10 protein-coding genes are annotated in these 18,644 nt (G+C 64.4%); 1 reads left to right on the top strand and 9 read right to left on the bottom strand.

What is annotated here, in order from left to right; all coding sequences use genetic code 11:
- Window positions 1–38 precede the first annotated feature (38 nt).
- Window positions 39–329, top strand: coding sequence for a hypothetical protein (locus tag AC1DXU_RS16515; RefSeq protein ID WP_477370242.1), 291 nt, complete (start codon window positions 39–41; stop codon window positions 327–329).
- A gap of 65 nt (window positions 330–394) precedes the next feature.
- On the opposite strand, the gene AC1DXU_RS16520 is transcribed toward AC1DXU_RS16515, so the two are convergent.
- The 9 genes from AC1DXU_RS16520 to hutI all read right to left on the bottom strand — a co-directional run bounded on the left by AC1DXU_RS16520 (window position 395) and on the right by hutI (window position 18,601).
- Complete coding sequence (locus AC1DXU_RS16520) at window positions 395–1,150, bottom strand: heme ABC transporter permease (protein WP_477370245.1); 756 nt, start codon at window positions 1,148–1,150, stop codon at window positions 395–397.
- A 104-nt stretch (window positions 1,151–1,254) separates the two neighbouring features.
- Window positions 1,255–3,036, bottom strand: a complete 1,782-nt coding sequence (locus tag AC1DXU_RS16525) for a glucan ABC transporter ATP-binding protein/ permease (protein WP_477370248.1) — start codon at window positions 3,034–3,036, stop codon at window positions 1,255–1,257.
- Window positions 3,037–3,494: 458 nt separating this feature from the next.
- Complete coding sequence (locus AC1DXU_RS16530) at window positions 3,495–12,071, bottom strand: glycoside hydrolase family 94 protein (protein WP_477370251.1); 8,577 nt, start codon at window positions 12,069–12,071, stop codon at window positions 3,495–3,497.
- A gap of 267 nt (window positions 12,072–12,338) precedes the next feature.
- Window positions 12,339–12,926 (bottom strand): HutD/Ves family protein, encoded by a 588-nt coding sequence (locus AC1DXU_RS16535; RefSeq protein ID WP_477370254.1) that lies wholly within the window; start codon window positions 12,924–12,926, stop codon window positions 12,339–12,341.
- Window positions 12,927–12,938: 12 nt separating this feature from the next.
- Entirely contained in the window at window positions 12,939–14,609 is a 1,671-nt protein-coding gene (hutU, locus tag AC1DXU_RS16540) for a urocanate hydratase (RefSeq protein WP_477320159.1), read from the bottom strand.
- A gap of 4 nt (window positions 14,610–14,613) precedes the next feature.
- Window positions 14,614–14,991: a hypothetical protein gene (locus AC1DXU_RS16545; protein ID WP_477370257.1), complete on the bottom strand. Its 378-nt coding sequence runs from the start codon at window positions 14,989–14,991 to the stop codon at window positions 14,614–14,616.
- A 24-nt stretch (window positions 14,992–15,015) separates the two neighbouring features.
- Window positions 15,016–15,831 (bottom strand): N-formylglutamate deformylase, encoded by an 816-nt coding sequence (gene hutG / locus AC1DXU_RS16550; protein ID WP_477370393.1) that lies wholly within the window; start codon window positions 15,829–15,831, stop codon window positions 15,016–15,018.
- Window positions 15,825–17,369, bottom strand: a complete 1,545-nt coding sequence (gene hutH, locus AC1DXU_RS16555) for a histidine ammonia-lyase (protein ID WP_477370260.1) — start codon at window positions 17,367–17,369, stop codon at window positions 15,825–15,827. The genes hutG and hutH overlap by 7 nt, the downstream gene beginning before the upstream one ends.
- On the bottom strand, window positions 17,366–18,601 hold the full coding sequence (gene hutI / locus AC1DXU_RS16560) for an imidazolonepropionase (protein WP_477370263.1): 1,236 nt from the start codon (window positions 18,599–18,601) through the stop codon (window positions 17,366–17,368). Before hutI ends, hutH begins: the two co-directional genes overlap by 4 nt.
- Between the last annotated feature and the right edge of the window lie 43 nt (window positions 18,602–18,644).

The following is an 18,644-nucleotide window of genomic DNA, read 5'->3' on the forward strand; positions in this document are numbered from 1 at the left end:
TATTGGATGGAGTCCGGCTTTGCTCGGGAGGAACCAAAATGGCTTACGCAATCATGCATTATTTTCCTGGCGGCACGAAGGAGCAATACGAGGCGTCAATCGCCGCGGTGCATCCAGCAGACGGAAAAAGCCTGCCAAAAGGCCAGGTCTTCCATGTTGCCGGTCCGTCGACCGGTGGCTGGTCAATTGTTGCGGTTCACGAATCCAAGAAGAATTGGGAGCAGTTCCGGGACGATGTCCTGATGCCTCAAATGAAAAAGGGCATCAAGGGTGGGTTCACCTCACCGCCTCAGGAGACTTCGTTCGAGGTTCACAATCTGCAGAAATGACAGGCCGTTCAGAGACGGCAGACGCTTGATTTGTCGGTGCGCCGACGCAGCGGGCCTTAAATCGACTACCGCTCCGCCTGCCTCGCCGCGACACGGCGCATGGCAATGACGCGGCGACGGCGGATTTCCGTGCGCATCGCCATCAAATGCAGGGCGAAGAACAGCATGGTGAAGCCGACAGCCATCACCAGCAAGGGCCACAGCAGGCTGGGGTCGATGGTTGGCCCGCCGAGGCGGAACACCGAAGCCGGCTGATGCAGCGTGTTCCACCAGTCGACCGAGAATTTGATGATCGGGATGTTGATGAAGCCGACCAGAGTGATGATGGCGGCGGCCCAGGCGGCGCGGCTGGCGTCGTCGAGCGCTCGGGTCAGCGCAATGATGCCGAGATACATCAGGAACAGGATGAAGACCGAGGTCAGGCGGGCGTCCCACACCCACCAGGTGCCCCACATCGGCTTGCCCCAGATCGAACCGGTGATCAGCGCCAGGGCGGTGAAGACGGCGCCGATGGGGGCGGCGGATTTCAGCGCGACGTCAGCCAGCGGATGGCGCCAGACCAGCGTGCCGAGAGCCGAGATCGCCATCACCGTGTAACACATCATGGCGAGCCAGGCGAAAGGCACGTGGATGTACATGATGCGCACGGTGATGCCTTGCTGGAAATCTTCCGGCGCGGTGAAGCTCATATAAAGCCCGATGGCAAGCACAATGGCGGCGATGGACGCCAGCCATGGCACGACCCTGTCGGCCAGTCCGACAAAGCGCGTCGGGTTGGCAAGATCCATCCAGCCTGCAAGGCGTGAAGTCGTGTCGCTCATGCGGCTCTACATAGACCGGCGGCGCATGAGGGGCAATCGAGTGGTGGTGTCGCAGGCGCGGGAGTTCCCTTCTCCCCCGGGGGAGAAGGAAGAGGCGCTCCCGCTTACGCGGCCTGTTCCTGCTGTTGCTGCACGGTGCGGCTGAGGCGGCGAACCTCCTCGTCGTTGAGCAGGCCGCCGGCGCGCAGCAGGCTGGCAAAGCGGCCGTTGCGGATCGACAGTTCGGCGAAACCGCCCATCTCGATCACCCGGCCCTTGTCCATGAACACGACAAGATCGGCGTCGCGAACGGTGGTCAGGCGGTGGGCGATGATGAAGGTGGTGCGGCCGCGGCGCAGTTCGTCGATCGCTTCCTTGACGCGGTCTTCGGTCTCGACGTCGAGCGCGCTGGTGGCTTCGTCGAGCACCAGGATCGGCGCGTCCTTGAGCACGGCGCGGGCAATGGCGATGCGCTGGCGCTCGCCGCCCGAAAGCTGCCCGCCGCGCTCGCCGACGACCGTGTCGTAGCCGGCGCTCTTCGACAGGATGAAATCCTGCGCGGCGGCGGCATTGGCGGCGGCGTGAACCTCGTCATAGGTGGCTTCGGCGCGGCCGACGCGGATGTTGTCCTCGATCGAGCGGTTGAGCAGGCCGGCATCCTGGAACACGGTGGCGATCGAATGGCGCAGCGACTTGCGGGTCACCGTGCGGGTGTCGACGCCGTCGATCAGGATGCGGCCACTGGACGGCGTGAAGACGCGCTGCAAAAGATTGATGAGCGTGGTCTTGCCGGCGCCGGTCGGGCCGACGATGGCGACGGTCTGTCCAGCCTGGACCTCGAACGACACGTCCACGACGCCCTGCCCCGAATTGGCGAATTCGAAACCGACATCTTCGAACCGGACGTGACCGGTGACATTGGCGAGATCGCGCAAGCCATCGGGCTCGGCGGATTCGGCCGCGGAGTCCTCAAGCTGATAGAACTCCTCGAGCTTGGCCCTGGCTTCGGAAATCTGGTTGGCAAAAGCCGACATCTGGTCGAGGCGGGCGATCAGCAGCGTGGCAAAGCCGGTAAAGGCAATGACGTCGCCGATGCGTAGCTGGCCATTCATCACCAGATAGGAGCCGATCAACAGCACGATCATCATCGAAATAGTCGACGACAGGCGATGCAGCGCGTTGGCCATCGCCCACCAGTCGAGTACCGGGTTCTGGGCATCGAGCAGGTTCTTGACATAAAGCTTCAGCGCTTCGGTCTCGTGGCCGATGCGGTTGTAGCTCTGCAGCACGGCGACGTTGCTGACGGAATCGGTGACATGCGCGAACACCTGATGGTAGTGCCGCTCGACGGCCGCCTGGCCTTCCTTGGTGCGCCGCATGACCAGCCGGCCGATGCCGACATAGAGTACGCCGAGGCCCAAGAGCACCAGCGACATGCGCAGATCCATGCTGATCGCGGTCGGCACCAGCAGAACCAGGGCGACGGCGGTGGAGAGATGCTGGCGCATGAATTCGAGCCACAGGCTGAACAGGGTCTCGACCGCGCGCAGCAGCGTGTGCAGCGCGTTGGAGGTGCCGCGCTGATGATGCCAGGCAAGCGGCATGGTGATCACGCGCTCGAACGACTGGCAAAGCACCTCGCTGCGGCGCTTGTGGGCAAAGCGGTCGGCGCCACGCGCCACCAGCACGAAGGCGACGATGTTGAAGGCGCCGAGGCCGGCCCACATCGCCAGCGTCTGGAAGACGGAGCCGCGTTCCGAGATGGCACCGATCACCCGTCCGAACATGATCGGCTCAAGGATGGCGATGGCTGCGAGAGCGACATTCGCACCGCAGATCAGCGCGACGCGCTTCCTGTCGGCAGCGAGATAACCCAGCGCTCTCCAGTAGATTTGCAGAAGGGACACTTCAGCTTACTCCGCCCAAACATTCATTGTGCACTGCACCATTTCTTGACACGTATCGGTTAACGCGTCGCAAAACAATGCCCCTCTACCCCTTCCGTTCCCAATTCGCGAACAAAAGATGGCTACGGTGCGAAATCTCGCGTGATCACCTAACGGTTTGAGATAAAAGGTGAAATGCCAGCCTTGCGGCAAAATCATGGCAGCGGACTGGCCCTGCCACAATTTTAATCAGCAAGCGATTGCGCGGGTCCCCGAAGGCCTCGGGCGGCTTGCCGAGGATTGTCGTGGGCCAAGTAAAAGCGATGAATGCCGCACCGCCCCGGGATACTTCAAGCCATTGAAACTACACGCCATGGCTTCCCCGACGAAGGTCAGATGGGGAAAAGTCGGTGCCGATTTCGAATGGATACTATGGCGCGCCCCAAAAAGGGGCGCGCGGCGCTCTGGAATGCGGCGCTTTAGGCCGGAATCCTGACGACCACCTCGGCCTTGTCACCGGCCTTGGGCTCGAAAGACGAGGTTTTTGTCTTCACCCCGTTCACTTCGAGCGAGATAGCCTTGGCTTTTTTGTCGCGGACGACGCGAAGCTTGATTTCGGCGCCCAACATCTTCAGCGTCGCCGAATAGCCATCCCAATGCCCCGGCAGTTTCGGCCTGAACTGGATGCTCTGACCGCGCCGTTCGATGCCGAGGATGCTTTCGACCGCAGCCCGGTACAGCCAGCCGGCAGAGCCGGTGTACCAGGTCCAGCCGCCACGGCCGCCCTTGCCTTCGCCGGCATAGATGTCGGCGGCGACGACATAGGGCTCGACCCGATAGTGCTCGGCCGTGCCCTCATCCAGGGCATGGTTGACCGGGTTGAGCATCGAGAAACAGCGATAGGCGTCGTCGGTGCGCCCCATTTCGGCGAGCGCGATGACGAACCATGTCGCCGCGTGGGTGTACTGGCCGCCATTCTCGCGGACACCCGGCGGATAGCTCTTGATGTAGCCCGGGTCCTTCTCGGTCTTGGAGAAGGGCGGAGTGAACAGCTTGACGATCTTGAGCTCGTCATCGACGAGCATCTTTGTCGCCTGCTGCATGGCTTTGGTCGAGCGTGCCGGATCGCCCTCGCCCGAAAGCACGCTCCACGACTGGGCGATCGAGTCGATCTTGCACTCGTCGGAATCGTGCGACCCCAGCGGCGTGCCGTCGTCGAAGCTGCCGCGGCGATACCATTGCCCGTCCCAGGCGGTGCTTTCCAGCGCCCGCTTCAGCACGTCGGCATGCCTGGTCCAGGCCTGCCCCCGCTTGCTATCGCCTTGCGTCTTGGCGACAGCGGCAAAGTCGCCCAGCGTCTTCAGCAAGAACCAGCCCAGCCAGACGCTCTCGCCCTTGCCCTGTTCGCCGACGCGGTTCATGCCGTCGTTCCAGTCGCCGCCAAGGATCAGCGGCAGCCCGGCAGGGCTGCTGCGCTTGACGGCAAGGTCGAGCGCACGCGCGCAATGGTCATAGAGCGTGGCGGTGGTTTTGGAGATTTCCGGAGTGAAGAACGCATCGTGCTCGCCTTCACCCAGCACCTGCCCGTCGATGAAAGGCAATTGCTCCTTCAGGATCGCGGTGTCGCCGGTCACCAGCAGATAGCGTGCGGTGGCGTGCGCCAGCCAGACCACATCGTCCGAGATCATGGTGCGGACGCCCGCGTCGGTGCGCGGCAGCCACCAATGCTGCACATCGCCTTCCGGGAATTGCCGGCGCGCTGCGTTGAGGATCTGGTCGCGCGCCAGTTTCGGATCGTGCGCCAGCAGGGCCAGCGTGTCTTGCAGCTGGTCGCGGAAGCCGAAGGCGCCACTCGCCTGGTAGAAGGCGGAGCGGGCGCGGATGCGGCAGGCAAGGCTCTGGTAGGGCAGCCAGTGGTTGACCATGGCATCGAGCGCCTTGTCCGGCGTCTCGACCTGAATGGTGTCGAGGAAGCCACGCCACTCGCGCTCGTTGTCGGCCAGCCGCTGATCGAAATCCTTGCCGCGATGGGTCTGCACCAGGGCGCTGGCCTCCTCGGGAGAAGCAGCGTCGCCGAGCAGCCAAACCAATGTGACGTCGCCGCCAGCGGGGATGTCGACGTCACGTGCGATGGCGGCACAAGGATCGTCGCCAGCCTCGACCCGGCCCGACAGGGCAGCGCCGCTTAGCACGGCGTGCGGAAGTTCGGCGGTGCCTTGCCGGCCGATGAACTCGCCACGGTCGGATGTCACTGACTGCACGGCGCCATCGGCGGCCAGGAAAGCCACCCGTTCGGCAAAATCGAGTCCATAGGGATTTTGCGCCAGCAGCGCGCCGGTGGCGGCATCCCTTGACGAAACGATGGTCGCCGCCGTGCGCGACCGATGGCCGCCAAGCACCCATTCCGCATAGGCATAGATGCGCAGCCGCGCCGGCACCGAACCGGAATTCTGGATGCGCAACCGCGTGATTTTCACCGGATCGAGCGGATCCACGACATGGGTCAGGTCCATCGACAGCGGCCCGCGCCTGGAGCGGAAGGTCGAAAAGCCCTGGCCGTGCCATGTTTCATAGGTCATGGCCGGATCGCGCACCACGGCGGCCGTCGGCGAGAACGCCCGGCCGCTGGCGTGGTCGTAGATGTAGATGCCCTCGCCCGGCCGGTTTGAGACCGGGTCGTTCGACCACGGCGTCAATTGATAGTCGCGGCTGTTGCGGCTCCAGGTGAAGGCGGCGCCCTCGGCCGAAACATGGAACCCGAACGAGGCGTTGGAAACGACGTTGATCCATGGCTGCGGCGTCGTGCGCCGGCCGGCAAGGCGCGTGACATAGTGACGTCCGTCGCCTTCGAAGCCGCCAAACCCGTTCCACAGGCTGAGGCCACTGCCGTCGGCGCTGCTTTCGACCGGAGCATGAAACGCCGTCGCGCTCGGCACCGGCAAGGACGGTTCGCGAAGGGCTGCCGTAGCCGGCGGCTGCAGGGCGTCGCGCGCCTGCAGCGCTGCCGCCTCGGCGCGCTCGATCTGGTCGAAGATGGTGCCGTTGCGGGTGTGCAGCACGACGCGGGCGACGGCGAGCAAGGTCTTGTAGGTCGCCTCGTCCATCAGGTCGCGGCGCACGGCGAAGATGTGCTGGCGCGGCCCGAGTTCCTTGCCGCGAAGGCGGCTGTTTTCGCACAGCGTCTCGACGGCACGCTGCAGGTCCTGAACGTAGGACGAAGCCTGCTCGTTGACGACGACGAAGTCGATCATCATGCCGCGGGCGCGCATATACTCCTGGAAGCGAAGCGCCTGGGCGACGATCTCCAGATCGGCGACGTCGCCGATCCTGACCAGGAAGATCGGAAAGTCGCCGGAGATGCTGGTCGGCCACAGGCTTGACTGCTTGCCGAGCCCCGAGGCGATGGATTCAGCGGGAAGGCGCAAGAACGGATCGGGATAGATCAGGTAGCGCGCCAGCTTCTGCACATTGGCGGCGTCGGTCAGGCTGAGACCGAGGTGGCGTGTCTGCACCTGGCTGCGCGTCCAGGCGAGCATCGCCTGGCGGGCGAAGCTTTCGGGATGATCGAGCCGCGCCACGGCTTCGTCGAGCTCGGCACGGTTGGCGCCGACGACGGTCCAGAAGGTCAGCGAGATCTTCTTGTTGGCGGGGACGCGCACTTGCCGGCGCAGCGAAGCGACCGGATCCAGCGTGAAGCCGGAATGGCCGCCGAGCTTGGCGCCCGGGTCGAAGGCTGCCGCCTCGGCGATGGTGCGGCCGCGGCCGATGAAGGCGCGGCGGTCGGTTTCCGCCTCGGCATCGCGCGCCGACCCGGACGGATCGGTGACGAAATGCACCGCGGTGACATCGGGCTCGTTCTTGTCGCGCTTGCGCCGGGTGGCGAAGATCGCCGCGTTGTTGGCCGCGATCTCGGTTTCGATGAACATCTTCGAAAAGGCCGGATGCGCGTTGTCCGACGTGTCGGAGCCCAGCACCAGCTCGGCAAAGGAGGTCACCTCGATATGCCGGTCGGTCGGGCCGTCATTGAAGAGCGTGACCCGCCGTCCCTCGCCATTGCCTTCCGAAATGACGATACATTCGACTTCGGAACGCAGCGATCCCACCGATTTGACGAAACTCGCCTTGTCGTCGGAGAACAGCGTCTGCACCTTCTCGTCGGTTGCCTGCTTCGGCTCCGAAGTGGCCGACCACCAGTCGCCGGTGCCGGCATCGCGCAAGAAGATATAGGAGCCAAGCCGATCCTCGGTCGGGTCCGGCTGCCAGCGGGTGACGGCGAGTTCGCCCCAGCGGCTGTAGCCGGAGCCGGTGGCGGTGACCATGACCGAATAGCGGCCATTGGACATGACGCTGGTTGAACGCAGCGCCTTGGCCGGATCGAGGATGATGCGGGAATCCGGGCTTTCGAGCTCGGTTTCGTCCTTCGAGCGCTCGTCGGCCTCGGTCCTGACGGTGGCGGTCGGGATGTCGCGTGGCGCCCTCTCCTGCAGCAGCAATTCGGCGGACTCGATCACCGGATCGCTGTGGAAGCGGTCGCGCAGGCGGCCTTCGAAAATGGCGTTGGCAACGGCGGCGATCGACATGCCGGAGTGGTGGGCCATGTAGTTCAAGACGACGGCATGGTCGGTGCCCTCGGGCACGCGCTGCGGCGTGAAATCGACCGCGTCGTAATAACCGTGCCGGCCAAGGGCGCCGATCGCCTTCAGCCTGGCCAGGTTCTGCACGGATTCGCGCGGCGTAAACTGCGCCGCCAGCACAGTCGCGTAAGGCGCGATCACCGTGTTCTGGCCAAGGCCGCGTTTCAGCCCGAGGCCGGGAACGCCGAAATTGGTGTACTGGTAGGTCAGCTCGCGATCGCGGGCGTTGTAGGCCGCTTCCGAGATGCCCCACGGCACGTTCTTCGAGCGCGCATACTGGATCTGGCGCTTGATGATCAGCTTGCTGGTCTGGTTGAGGATCGAGCCTTGCGGCTCCTTCATCACCAGCGGCGGCATCAGATACTCGAACATCGAGCCGGACCAGGACATCAGCGCGCCCTGGAAACCGATCTCGACGATCGGCCGGCCAAGCCGGAACCAATGCTCGGTCGGCAGGTCGCCCTTGGCGATGGCGAACAGGCTGGTCAGCCGTGCCTCGGAGGCGAGCAGGTCGTAGCAGCTTTCGTCGAGCTGGTGTTCCTCGACGCGGTAGCCGATCGACAGCAACTTGCGCTCCTGCCGCATCAGGAAGGCGAACTCCATCTCGAAGGCGAAGCGGCGCGTGCGCTCGCGCAAAGCCAGCAGCTTGGCGCGCAAGGCTTCGACGGCGTTTTCGTCGCTGTGCGAATCGTGGACGTGCGCCTCGCAGGTCGCCTCCAGCCTCGCCGCCCAGTCGGCGATGACGTCGCTGCGCGGCGATGCGGCCTCGGTGTGGATGGCGGTGGCGAGCTTGCGTATCTCGCCGGCCAGCACCGCCAGGTTGATGGTGCGGATCGACGCCATTTCCGGCTGCGCCTTGATCGTCATCACCGCGCGCCGCATGCCCTCGAGGCGGTCGGCGAGCCGCTGGCGCAACGGCCTGAGCTGGCGGCGGTCGTCGGGCAGTTCCTCGAGGCTCTCGTCGAGGATCGTCACCGTGTCGAGGACGCCCTCGAAATCGCCCTGCAGATGCACGGACGGCGCTTCGGCCCATTCGGCGCAAGCGGCGGCCACCGCCACCAGATGTCCGGCGAGATTGCCGCTGTCGACGGCCGAGATATAGAGCGGATAGAGCGGCTTCAGCGTCGTCGTGTCGTACCAGTTGAAGAGATGGCCGCGGTTGCGCGGCATGCTCTCGATGGTCGTCATCGTCGCATCGATACGGGTGATGGCGTCGGACAGGCTGATCCAGCCGAAATCGCGCGCCGAGACCACGGAAAGCAGGTAGACGCCGATGTTGGTCGGCGACGTGCGTGGCGCCACGACCGGCGCCGGGCTTTCCTGGAAATTGTCGGGCGGCAGATTGTGGTGTTCGGCCGTTACGAAGGTTTCGAAATAGTGCCAGGTGCGCCGCGCAACGGTGCGCAGCGTATGGACGTCGGCCGCCGATATGCGCAGCTGGTCCTCGGTTTCGGCCGAACGGCTGATCCAGGCGGCAATGGCCGGCGAGCCGATCCAGAACAGGGCGAAGAAAAAGGCGACGAAGGCGCCGGTGGAATCGGCCAGCACCGGTATGGCGAGCCCGACGAAGCCGATGATCACGGCGCCATACATCATGCCGTAGTAGGAGCCGATATCGTTGTCGCCGCTCTTGTGCGCCTGCGACGCCGTGCGCCATTCAAGCAAGTTCTGACGGCTGACGAACAGGCGGTAGAGCGTGCGGATGATGGCATCGCCCATCATCCAGGCGTTGTGTGCCATCAGCACGATCTTCAGCGCCACCATGGCGGTGCCGAAGGCGACATCGCGCGCCAGAGCGGAGAAGTGACCGCGCGCCGTCTGGTCGCCGCTCTTGGGCAGGATGGCGTTGACGATGTCGAAGGTCGGCGCCATGAACAGGCTGAGGATCAGCAGTGCTTGCCATTGCGCGGCCTGCGTGAACGGCAGCAGTGTCCAGCCGGCGATCGCCGCCATCACCCAGAAGATCGGCGTCAGCGAGCGGCGCAGATTGTCGACCATCTTCCAGCGCGACAGCGCCGGCACGTCCGAGCGCGGGTCGAGGATGAAGCCGAGAAGCTGCCAGTCGCCCCGCGCCCAGCGATGGTGACGCGACGCGTCGACCGAATAGCGGGTCGGATAATCCTCGACCAGTTCGACGTCGGTAACCAGCGCCGAGCGCGCCAGCGCGCCTTCGAGCAGATCGTGGCTGAGGATGGTGTTTTCCTCGATGCGGCCTTTCAGCGCCGCCTCGAAGGCGTCGATGTGATAGAGGCCCTTGCCGGTGAAGGAGCCGTCGCCGAAGACGTCCTGGTAGAGATCCGACACCGCAAAGACGTAAGGGTCGAGACCGCGATTGGCCGAGAAGACACGCTGGAAGAACGAGGCGTCGTCGCCGCTGGTCAGTGAGGCGGTGATGCGCGGCTGCAAGATGGTGTAGCCGGCGGTCACGACCCGTTTGGCGGCATCGAAATGCGGACGGTTGAGCGGGTGGCAAAGCTTGCCGACCAGCGTAGCGACGGCGTCACGGGTGGTGCGGGTATCGGCGTCCAGCGTCATGACGTGGACGACGTTCTCCGGCAACGGCACGCCGGGCGGCAGGAATGTCGTGTCGCTGTCGCCGCGCAGCAGCAGGTCCAGTTCGTGCAGCTTGCCGCGCTTGCGCTCCCAGCCCATCCAGCACCCTTGAGCGGCATTGTAGAGCCGGCGGCGGTGCAGGACGTAGAAGCGCGGCGCGCCCTCTGTGGGATAGCGGGCGTTCAGCCGGGCAATCTCGTCGCGGGCAAATTGCAGGATCTCGACGTCGGCCGCATCGATCTCGGTCTTCGAGTCCGGCCAGTCCGAAAGCAGCGCGAAATGGATTTCGTCCGCCGTGTTGGCGAGATGATGCACTTCGATGTTGCGGATGCTTTCCTCGACATCGTCGCGAGAGCCGATCAGCGACGGCACCACCACCATCGTGCGCGCTTCGGCCGGCACGCCATGCTTGTAGTCATAGCCGATGAGCCGCGTCGGCTTCAGGAACAGCGACACGACAGTGTTGAAGAAGGCGAGCGCGCCTTCGCTCGCCGGCACGGCAAACAGCACCAGCATGAGGACGATCGACGGCACCGACAGGCCGAGATTGGCCAGCGCATTGCCGGAAAGGACCAGAAGCAGGGCCGTCAGCGCGAACACCGGCACGACGATGCCGAGCCAGCCGGTCTTGCGGAACGCCCGCTTGATCTTCTCACTGATGGTCGGCCGGTAGCCGATCGACCTTTCCAGCTCCAACCGGCGCGGGCCGACGAGGAAGAAGCCGACGTCAGCCTGTGCGATGGCATCGGGTTGGACCGCATCAACGCTGGCTGCCTCGCTTGGCGCAGCATGGCCGGCGAGTTCGATCGCCCGTTCGGCGACACGAAACTCGGACAGGTCCGAGTGGCGCGCCAGTTGCTCGATCGAGGTCCGGTACTGGTCGCGCGAGAAGAAATCGAGCGCGGCGAAATCGGTGCGCTCGCGCAAGATCGTGTCGATACGGCTGACGCCTTCGAACCACACCGTCCAGTCGACGTCGTTGATGAGCCGTAGGCCGCGGATGATGTTGCCGGTGGTGACATTGCCGCTGGACAGCGTGTGATGCTCGCCGATGATGATTTCCTCGGCGTCGGAGCCGGTCTTCTCGAGTTCCCCTTCCAGCCATTCCAGCGCCCGGCCGGCATTCTGCGATCCGTCGCGCAGGCGGTAGAGCAACTGGGTGGCGAAAGTGGTGTCCTGCGCATGGGCGCCGTAGTTCGCAAGGATCGCCTGGCGGTCGGCGCTGTCATCGGTCGCCAGCACGCGGTCGGCGACCTCATTGGCGATCTGGCGCATCTGCCGGGTGCGATTGACGCGCACCGCGATGCGGCGAAGGTTTTCGATGAGCACGAAGCGCAGCAGCGACGGCAGCGCCCAGAGCTCGCCAATCTTCAGCGGCTCGATGGACTGGAAACCCTCGACGATCGACTTGAACATTGTCGCCGAGACCGAACTGTCGGAATGTGCGACATAGGTCCAGGCCAGCGCCAGCGCGCGCGGCACGACAGTGGTTTCTGACAGTTTCAGGGTCGGCAACTGCCGGTAGAAACGGCGCGGCAGGTCGCGCTTGACCTGGAAAATGGTTTCCTCGACCAGATAATTGTTGTCGAGCAGCCATTGCGCTGCCGGCGTGATGGTTTCGCCGCGCGCCTGCGCTGCGTTGGTCGAGCGGTAGACCTCAAGAATCTTCTTGGCGCTGTCGCGGATGCGGGCCTGGAAGTCGAACGGCGTCAGGCCGAACAGATCCGTAAGGTCGCCCTTGGCAAGGCTGACGCCCAGCGTGCGCAGACGATCCTCCGGCAGGAAATTGGAGCGGATCGGCTCTTCGGTGATGGCCGGGAACTTGGCGCTCGTCTTTTCGATCTGGGCCGGATTCGTCTGAATATTCATTGAAAATTCCGCATGAGGGACGCAGTGCGGCGTCACCGCCACGGCAATGTCCCTAAAACCGTTTCAAATGCAATTGGTTGCATCGCAACACTTGGCCGAAAGTTTGTCTCCGCACCACGACAGGGCGTCATCTCTCGACAACTCTAGGACGAGCGCCCCACGCTCCCGTCCGCGTTTGATCGACGGAAGGATTCAGGCTTTTTCGTGATCCGGCCAACAGCTTACGCTATATTTTGCCAGCGTCGCGATCATGTTTGGCAACAGGCGTTAATCGTTGCCGGAAACACGCTCGATGCGGATGACGAACAGGGTCGTCTCCCCCGCCGGCTCCAGGCGCAATTTCCCGGCGCCGGGCTCGAGCAGCAGCGCGTCGAGCGGCCCGATGCGGACGGCTTCTGCGCCAGCCACTGTTACGTCACTGTCCAGAGACAGGACAAGGGTCGTACCGGCCGCCGGCAGAACCCCGGTTGCGGCGGAAATCATCAGGCGTTCGACCGTGTGGGTCATCCGCCCGCGGCGGGTCATGACGTTGAGATCGGTGATCGGACCTCCGATCAGCGCGGCTGACGTCGGCACATCGGCCGGAAAGGCAAGCGGGGCGGACGCTTTGGTCAGTTCAGCCGCCGGCTGGCCGGCGATATCGAGGACAATGCCCTCGCCTTCCAGCACCGCCAGCGTGCGGTCGACGCCGGCAAAACCGGAGAACGGGCCGCTACTGGCGACGCGCGCCATCGACACGCGCCAGTCGAAATCGTCGAGCCCGGCGCCGTCAGGTGAGACAATGATCTCGGTCGTCGTGCCGCCCCCATTCTTCCACGGCATGACGCGGTAGGAGGCGGCACGAAGGATGCGCATCGTTTCTGCCAATCAGCCGAGAATGCCGGGCAGATTGAGCTGGTGCTCCTTGGCGCAGGCAATGGCGATGTCGTAGCCGGCGTCGGCGTGGCGCATGACGCCGGTCGCAGGGTCGTTCCACAGCACACGCTCCAGGCGCCTTGCGGCATCCGGCGTGCCGTCGGCAACGATGACCATGCCAGAATGCTGCGAAAAGCCCATGCCGACGCCGCCGCCATGGTGCAGCGACACCCAGGTGGCGCCCGACGCCGTGTTCAGCAGCGCGTTGAGCAGCGGCCAGTCGGACACCGCATCAGAGCCGTCCTTCATCGATTCCGTCTCGCGGTTCGGCGAGGCGACAGAGCCGGAATCGAGGTGATCGCGGCCGATGACCACCGGCGCCTTGAGCTCACCCTTGGCCACCATCTCGTTGAAGGCGAGGCCAAGCCTGTGGCGGTCGCCGAGACCGACCCAGCAGATGCGCGCCGGCAGGCCCTGGAAGGCGATGCGCTCGCGCGCCATGTCGAGCCAGTTGTGCAAATGCGTGTTGCCCGGCGTCAGTTCGCGCACCTTGGCGTCGGTCTTGTAGATGTCTTCCGGGTCGCCCGAGAGCGCGGCCCAGCGGAACGGACCGATGCCGCGGCAGAACAGCGGCCGGATATAGGCCGGCACGAAGCCCGGGAAGGCAAAGGCGTTTTCGAAACCCTCGTCCTTGGCCACCTGGCGGATGTTGTTGCCGTAATCGAGCGTCGGCACGCCGGCGTTCCAGAATGCGACCATCGCCTCGACATGCTCGCGCATCGAGGCACGCGCCGCCTTTTCGACCGCCTTTGGATCGGATACGCGCTTCTCGCGCCATTCAGCCATCGTCCAGCCCTTCGGCAGATAACCGTTAATGGGGTCGTGGGCCGAAGTCTGGTCGGTGACCATATCGGGGCGGATGCCGCGCCGGAACATTTCCGGCACGATCTCGGCCGCATTGCCGAGCAGGCCGACCGACTTCGCCTCGCCGGCCTTGGTCCAGCGCTCGATCATTTCCATCGCTTCGTCCAGCGTCTCGGCCTTCTCGTCGACATAGCGGGTGCGCAGGCGGAAATCGATCGAGTCCGGATTGCACTCAATGGCGAGGCAGCAAGCGCCGGCCATGACAGCGGCCAGGGGCTGGGCGCCTCCCATGCCGCCGAGACCGCCGGTCAGGATCCATTTGCCCTTGAGGTTGCCGTTGTAGTGTTGGCGGCCGGCCTCGACGAAGGTCTCGTAAGTGCCCTGCACGATGCCTTGCGTGCCGATATAGATCCAGGATCCGGCCGTCATCTGGCCGTACATCATCAGGCCCTTCTTATCGAGCTCGTTGAATTTATCCCAGGTTGCCCAGTGGGGTACGATGTTGGAGTTGGCGATCAGCACACGCGGCGCATCGGTGTGCGTACGGAACACGCCAACCGGCTTGCCGGACTGCACCAGCAGCGTCTCGTCCTCATTGAGGGTCTTCAGCGAGGCTACGATGCTGTCGAAATCGTTCCAGGTGCGCGCGGCACGGCCGATGCCGCCATAGACGACCAGCTCGTTGGGGTTTTCGGCGACCTCTGGGTCGAGATTGTTCATCAGCATGCGCAGCGGCGCTTCTGTGGTCCAGTATTTGGCGTTGAGCTTGTCGCCGCGAGGGCTGCGGACTTCACGGATGTTGTGGCGAGGATCGTTCATGGCGTCACTTTCCCTTTCGAATGAGATGCGCGGCACTGCGGTGGCCGTCGGCGCTGATCCAGGTGACCTGCTCATTGGCAGGATTGGAGGTATCGATGGTCATGGCGTAGCAGGCCCAGACGTCGGAGGGCGGCCACAGCGAACAGTACTGGTCGCCGCGAACGTCCCATCGGCCGGGCGACTGGTTGCTGCCCTTGACGTAGAGCGTGGCGCCGCCATCATCGAAACTCTGTGACCAGTCCGTGCCTTCGACGTGCGCGCCCTTCAAGGTGGCGAGAATGTCAGCGCCCTTCATGGCCACTTCGGTGGCCGCCGCCGGAACGACCACAGCCGAACCGAGCAGTCCAACGGCGAGAAGAAATGTCCTGGCACGTCCGGTCATTGTGTCCCTCCCAAAGTCCGCTGATCAGCGCCCAGCCCAGTCGATCGCGGTTTCGAGAATTGTCTTCAGCGTCCCGCGAATGGGTGCTGCAAACTCGGCGTCATACGGCACCGGCCAATTGTCGGGCGCGCCCTTGCCTTCCGGCTCCCGCATATAGCCGCGGTTGGAGAGCTCCATCTGCAGCGCATGGACGCCGTTCTGCGGCTGGCCGAAATGGCGCGTGATCCAGCCGCCCTTGAAACGGCCGTTGACGACAGACGTCTCGCCGGTCTCGGCCATGATCTGGCCGACCATCGCTTGCAGCACGGAGTCGGCGCTCTTGCCGTCATTGGTGCCGAGATTGAACACCGGCAGCGTGCCCTCGAACAGTCGAGGCAGCACCGAGCGGATCGAGTGGCAATCATAGACGACGATCTTTTCGTGCAGGCTACGCAGCCGGTCGATCTCGGCCTGCAGGGCAGCGTGATAGGGCATGAAGTACTTTTGGCGCCGCTCATCGACCTCCGACGGTCCTGGCTCTTCGCCCTCGCGGTAAAGCGGGTCGCCGTCGAAAGTCTCGGTCGGGCAAAGCCCAGTCGTCGCCTGGCCGGGATAGAGCGAAGCGCCGGATGGGTCGCGATTGACGTCGATGACGGTGCGCGAGATCGCCGTATGCACCACCGTCGCGCCCAGGTCCTTGGCGAAATCATAGAGATTGTCGATCCACCAGTCGCAGTCGCGACGACCGAGCCACGGCGACACCAGCCGGTTTTCGAGGCCGGCGAGATCGATGCCGGTGTGCGGGATCGACACCAGCAAGGGCGCCGTGCCGCGCGTCACCGTGAGCCAGCTGGTCACAATGCCGCTCCCGAAATGGATGGAAGCGCGATCGTGCCGGCAGCGTTCACCGCCGCGCCACTGCGCACCATGGCGATGGCTTTTTCCATGTCGGGATGGAAATGCCGGTCATTGTCGAGATGCGGCACTTCCGCCCGCACCAGCTTGCGCACCGCCTCAAGGGCTGCACTCGATGCCAAAGGTGCGTGGAAATCGCAACCTTGCGCTGCGGCCAAGAGTTCGATGCCGATGACGGCCGTTGCGTTTTCGACCATGCCGATCAGCCGGCGCGCGCCGTGCGCGGCCATCGAGACATGGTCCTCCTGGTTGGCCGAGGTCGGGATGGAATCGACGCTGGCCGGATAGGCTTTTTGCTTGTTCTCGGAGACGAGGGCCGCCGCCGTCACCTGCGGGATCATGAAGCCGGAATTCAAGCCGGGCTTCGGCGTCAGGAAGGCCGGCATACCTGAGAGCGCCGGATCAACCAGCATGGCAATGCGGCGCTCCGACAGCGAGCCGATCTCGCAGACGGCGAGCGCGATCATGTCGGCGGCGAAGGCCACCGGCTCGGCGTGGAAATTGCCCCCGGAAAGTGCTGTGTCGTCCTCGGCGAAGATCAGCGGATTGTCGGTGACGCCGTTGGCCTCGGTGCCGAGCGTGTCGGCGGCCTGGCGCAGCACGCTGAGTGCGGCGCCCATCACCTGCGGCTGGCAACGCAAGCAGTAAGGATCCTGCACGCGCTCGTCGCCGACGCGATGCGATTCACGGATGGCGCTGCCGGCCATGAGATTGCGCAGCGCTGCCGCCGTTTCGATCTGGCCGGGGTGTTTCCTCAAGAGATGGATGCGCGGATCGAAGGGCGCGTCCGAGCCTTTCGCGGCATCGGTCGACAGCGCGCCGGCGACCAATGCTGACTGGTAGAGCACTTCGGCCTCAAACAGGGCAGCCAGCGCATAGGCGGTCGAAAACTGCGTGCCATTGAGCAGCGCCAGGCCTTCCTTGGCGCCAAGCGTCACCGGCTCGAGCCCGTGCGAGACGAAGGCGACCTTGGCCGGGAAGCGGCCATGCGGGGTAAAGCATTCGCCGACACCGATCATCACCGCCGTCATGTGCGACAGCGGCGCGAGGTCGCCGGAGGCGCCGACCGAGCCTTGCGCCGGCACCACCGGGATGACGTCGTTGGCCAGCATCGCTTCCAGAAGTTCGATGGTCTGCGGCCGCACGCCTGAAGCGCCCTGCGCCAGGCTGGCCAGCTTCAGCGCCATCATCAAGCGGCAAACAGCGACCGGCATCGGCTCGCCGACACCGGCGGCATGCGACAGCACGATGTTGCGCTGCAGGGTTTCGAGGTCGGCGGCGGGAATGCGGACGCTGGCCAATTTGCCGAAGCCGGTGTTGATGCCATAGACCGGCTCACCCTTGGCGACGATGCGCGCCACTGCTTCGGCACTGGCCTTGATCTTGGGACGGCACGCGTCGTCCAGCTTCGGTACGGCACCACGATAGATGGCGCGCCATTCGGCCAGCGTTGCGTTGCCGGGCTTGAGCGTCAGTTCTGTCATTGTCCTCTCCAGATGCGGGCATGCAGCGGGTTGAAGCCCATGCGGTAGACGAGTTCGGCCGGGCGCTCGATGTTCCAGATCGCCAGGTCGGCGGATTTTCCAGCCTCGAGCGTGCCGGTTTCCTCCAACAGGCCGAGTGCGCGCGCGGCCTCGCGGGTAACGCCAGCCAGGCATTCGTCGACGGTCAGGCCAAACAAGGTCGCCGCCATGTTCATGGTCAAAAGCAGCGACGTCAGCGGCGAGGTGCCGGGATTGTTGTCGGTGGCGACCGCCATATTAACGCCGTGCTGGCGGAACAGGCCGACAGGCGGCTTCTTGGTCTCGCGGATGAAGTAATAAGCGCCGGGCAGGATCGTCGCCACGGTTCCGGCCTTGGCCATCGCCGCCGCTCCCGCCTCGTCGGTGTATTCGAGATGGTCGGCCGACAGCGCACCATAGCGCGCGGCAAGTTCGGCGCCGTGCAGGTTGGAGAGTTGGTCGGCATGAAGCTTGACCGGAAGGCCCGCCGCCTTCGCCGCATCGAAGACGCGCGCCATCTGCTCCGGCGAAAAGGCGATGCCTTCGCAAAAACCGTCGACGGCGTCGGCCAGACCATCAGCGGCGACCGCCGGAAGAATCGTCTTTGCGACCAGATCGATAAAAGCGTCCTTGTCGCCTTTGGCTTCGGGCGGCAACGCGTGGGCGCCAAGGAAGGTCGTGCGGATCGTTACCGGGCGCCCTTTGCCCAGCTGCCGCGCGGCACGCAGCGATTTTGTCTCGTTGTCGAGATCAAGCCCGTAACCCGACTTTATTTCGACTGTGGTGACGCCTTCGGCCATCAGTGCATCGAGGCGCGGCAGCGACTGGGCGACCAGTTCGTCCTCGCTGGCGGCGCGCAGCGCCTTGACCGAGGAGACGATACCGCCGCCGGCCCTGGCGACCTCTTCATAGGTGGCACCGGCCAACCGCATCTCGAATTCATTGGCGCGGTTGCCGGCATGGACGAGATGGGTGTGGCAGTCGATGAGGCCAGGCGTGATCCAGCGGCCTTCGCAATCGACTGTCGCGGCGCCCTTGCCAAGTTCTGCCGGCATGTCGGCTTCCGAACCGGCATAGACGATCACGCCGTCGCGGGCGGCGATCGCGCCCTTTTCGACGATGCCGAGGCCGGCAGCATTTTCGGCCATGGTTGCCAGGCGCGCATTGCGCCAGATGCAAACCGCCCCTGCCCGGCCTTTGATTTCTGCAGCCATCATCTTTTCCGTTTGATTGGATGACGATTATGTATATACATAT

This window comes from Mesorhizobium sp. P3_A10 (genome assembly GCF_056403175.1).

Bases quoted from the DNA above. Each gene is read 5' to 3' on its own strand.
- AC1DXU_RS16530 (WP_477370251.1), bottom strand. From the start codon at position 12,071: ATGAATATTCAGACGAATCCGGCCCAGATCGAAAAGACGAGCGCCAAG.
- AC1DXU_RS16515 (WP_477370242.1), top strand. From the start codon at position 39: ATGGCTTACGCAATCATGCATTATTTTCCTGGCGGCACGAAGGAGCAA.
- AC1DXU_RS16535 (WP_477370254.1), bottom strand. From the start codon at position 12,926: ATGCGCATCCTTCGTGCCGCCTCCTACCGCGTCATGCCGTGGAAGAAT.
- AC1DXU_RS16545 (WP_477370257.1), bottom strand. From the start codon at position 14,991: ATGACCGGACGTGCCAGGACATTTCTTCTCGCCGTTGGACTGCTCGGT.
- hutU (WP_477320159.1), bottom strand. From the start codon at position 14,609: ATGAACGATCCTCGCCACAACATCCGTGAAGTCCGCAGCCCTCGCGGC.
- hutH (WP_477370260.1), bottom strand. From the start codon at position 17,369: ATGACAGAACTGACGCTCAAGCCCGGCAACGCAACGCTGGCCGAATGG.
- AC1DXU_RS16520 (WP_477370245.1), bottom strand. From the start codon at position 1,150: ATGAGCGACACGACTTCACGCCTTGCAGGCTGGATGGATCTTGCCAAC.
- hutI (WP_477370263.1), bottom strand. From the start codon at position 18,601: ATGGCTGCAGAAATCAAAGGCCGGGCAGGGGCGGTTTGCATCTGGCGC.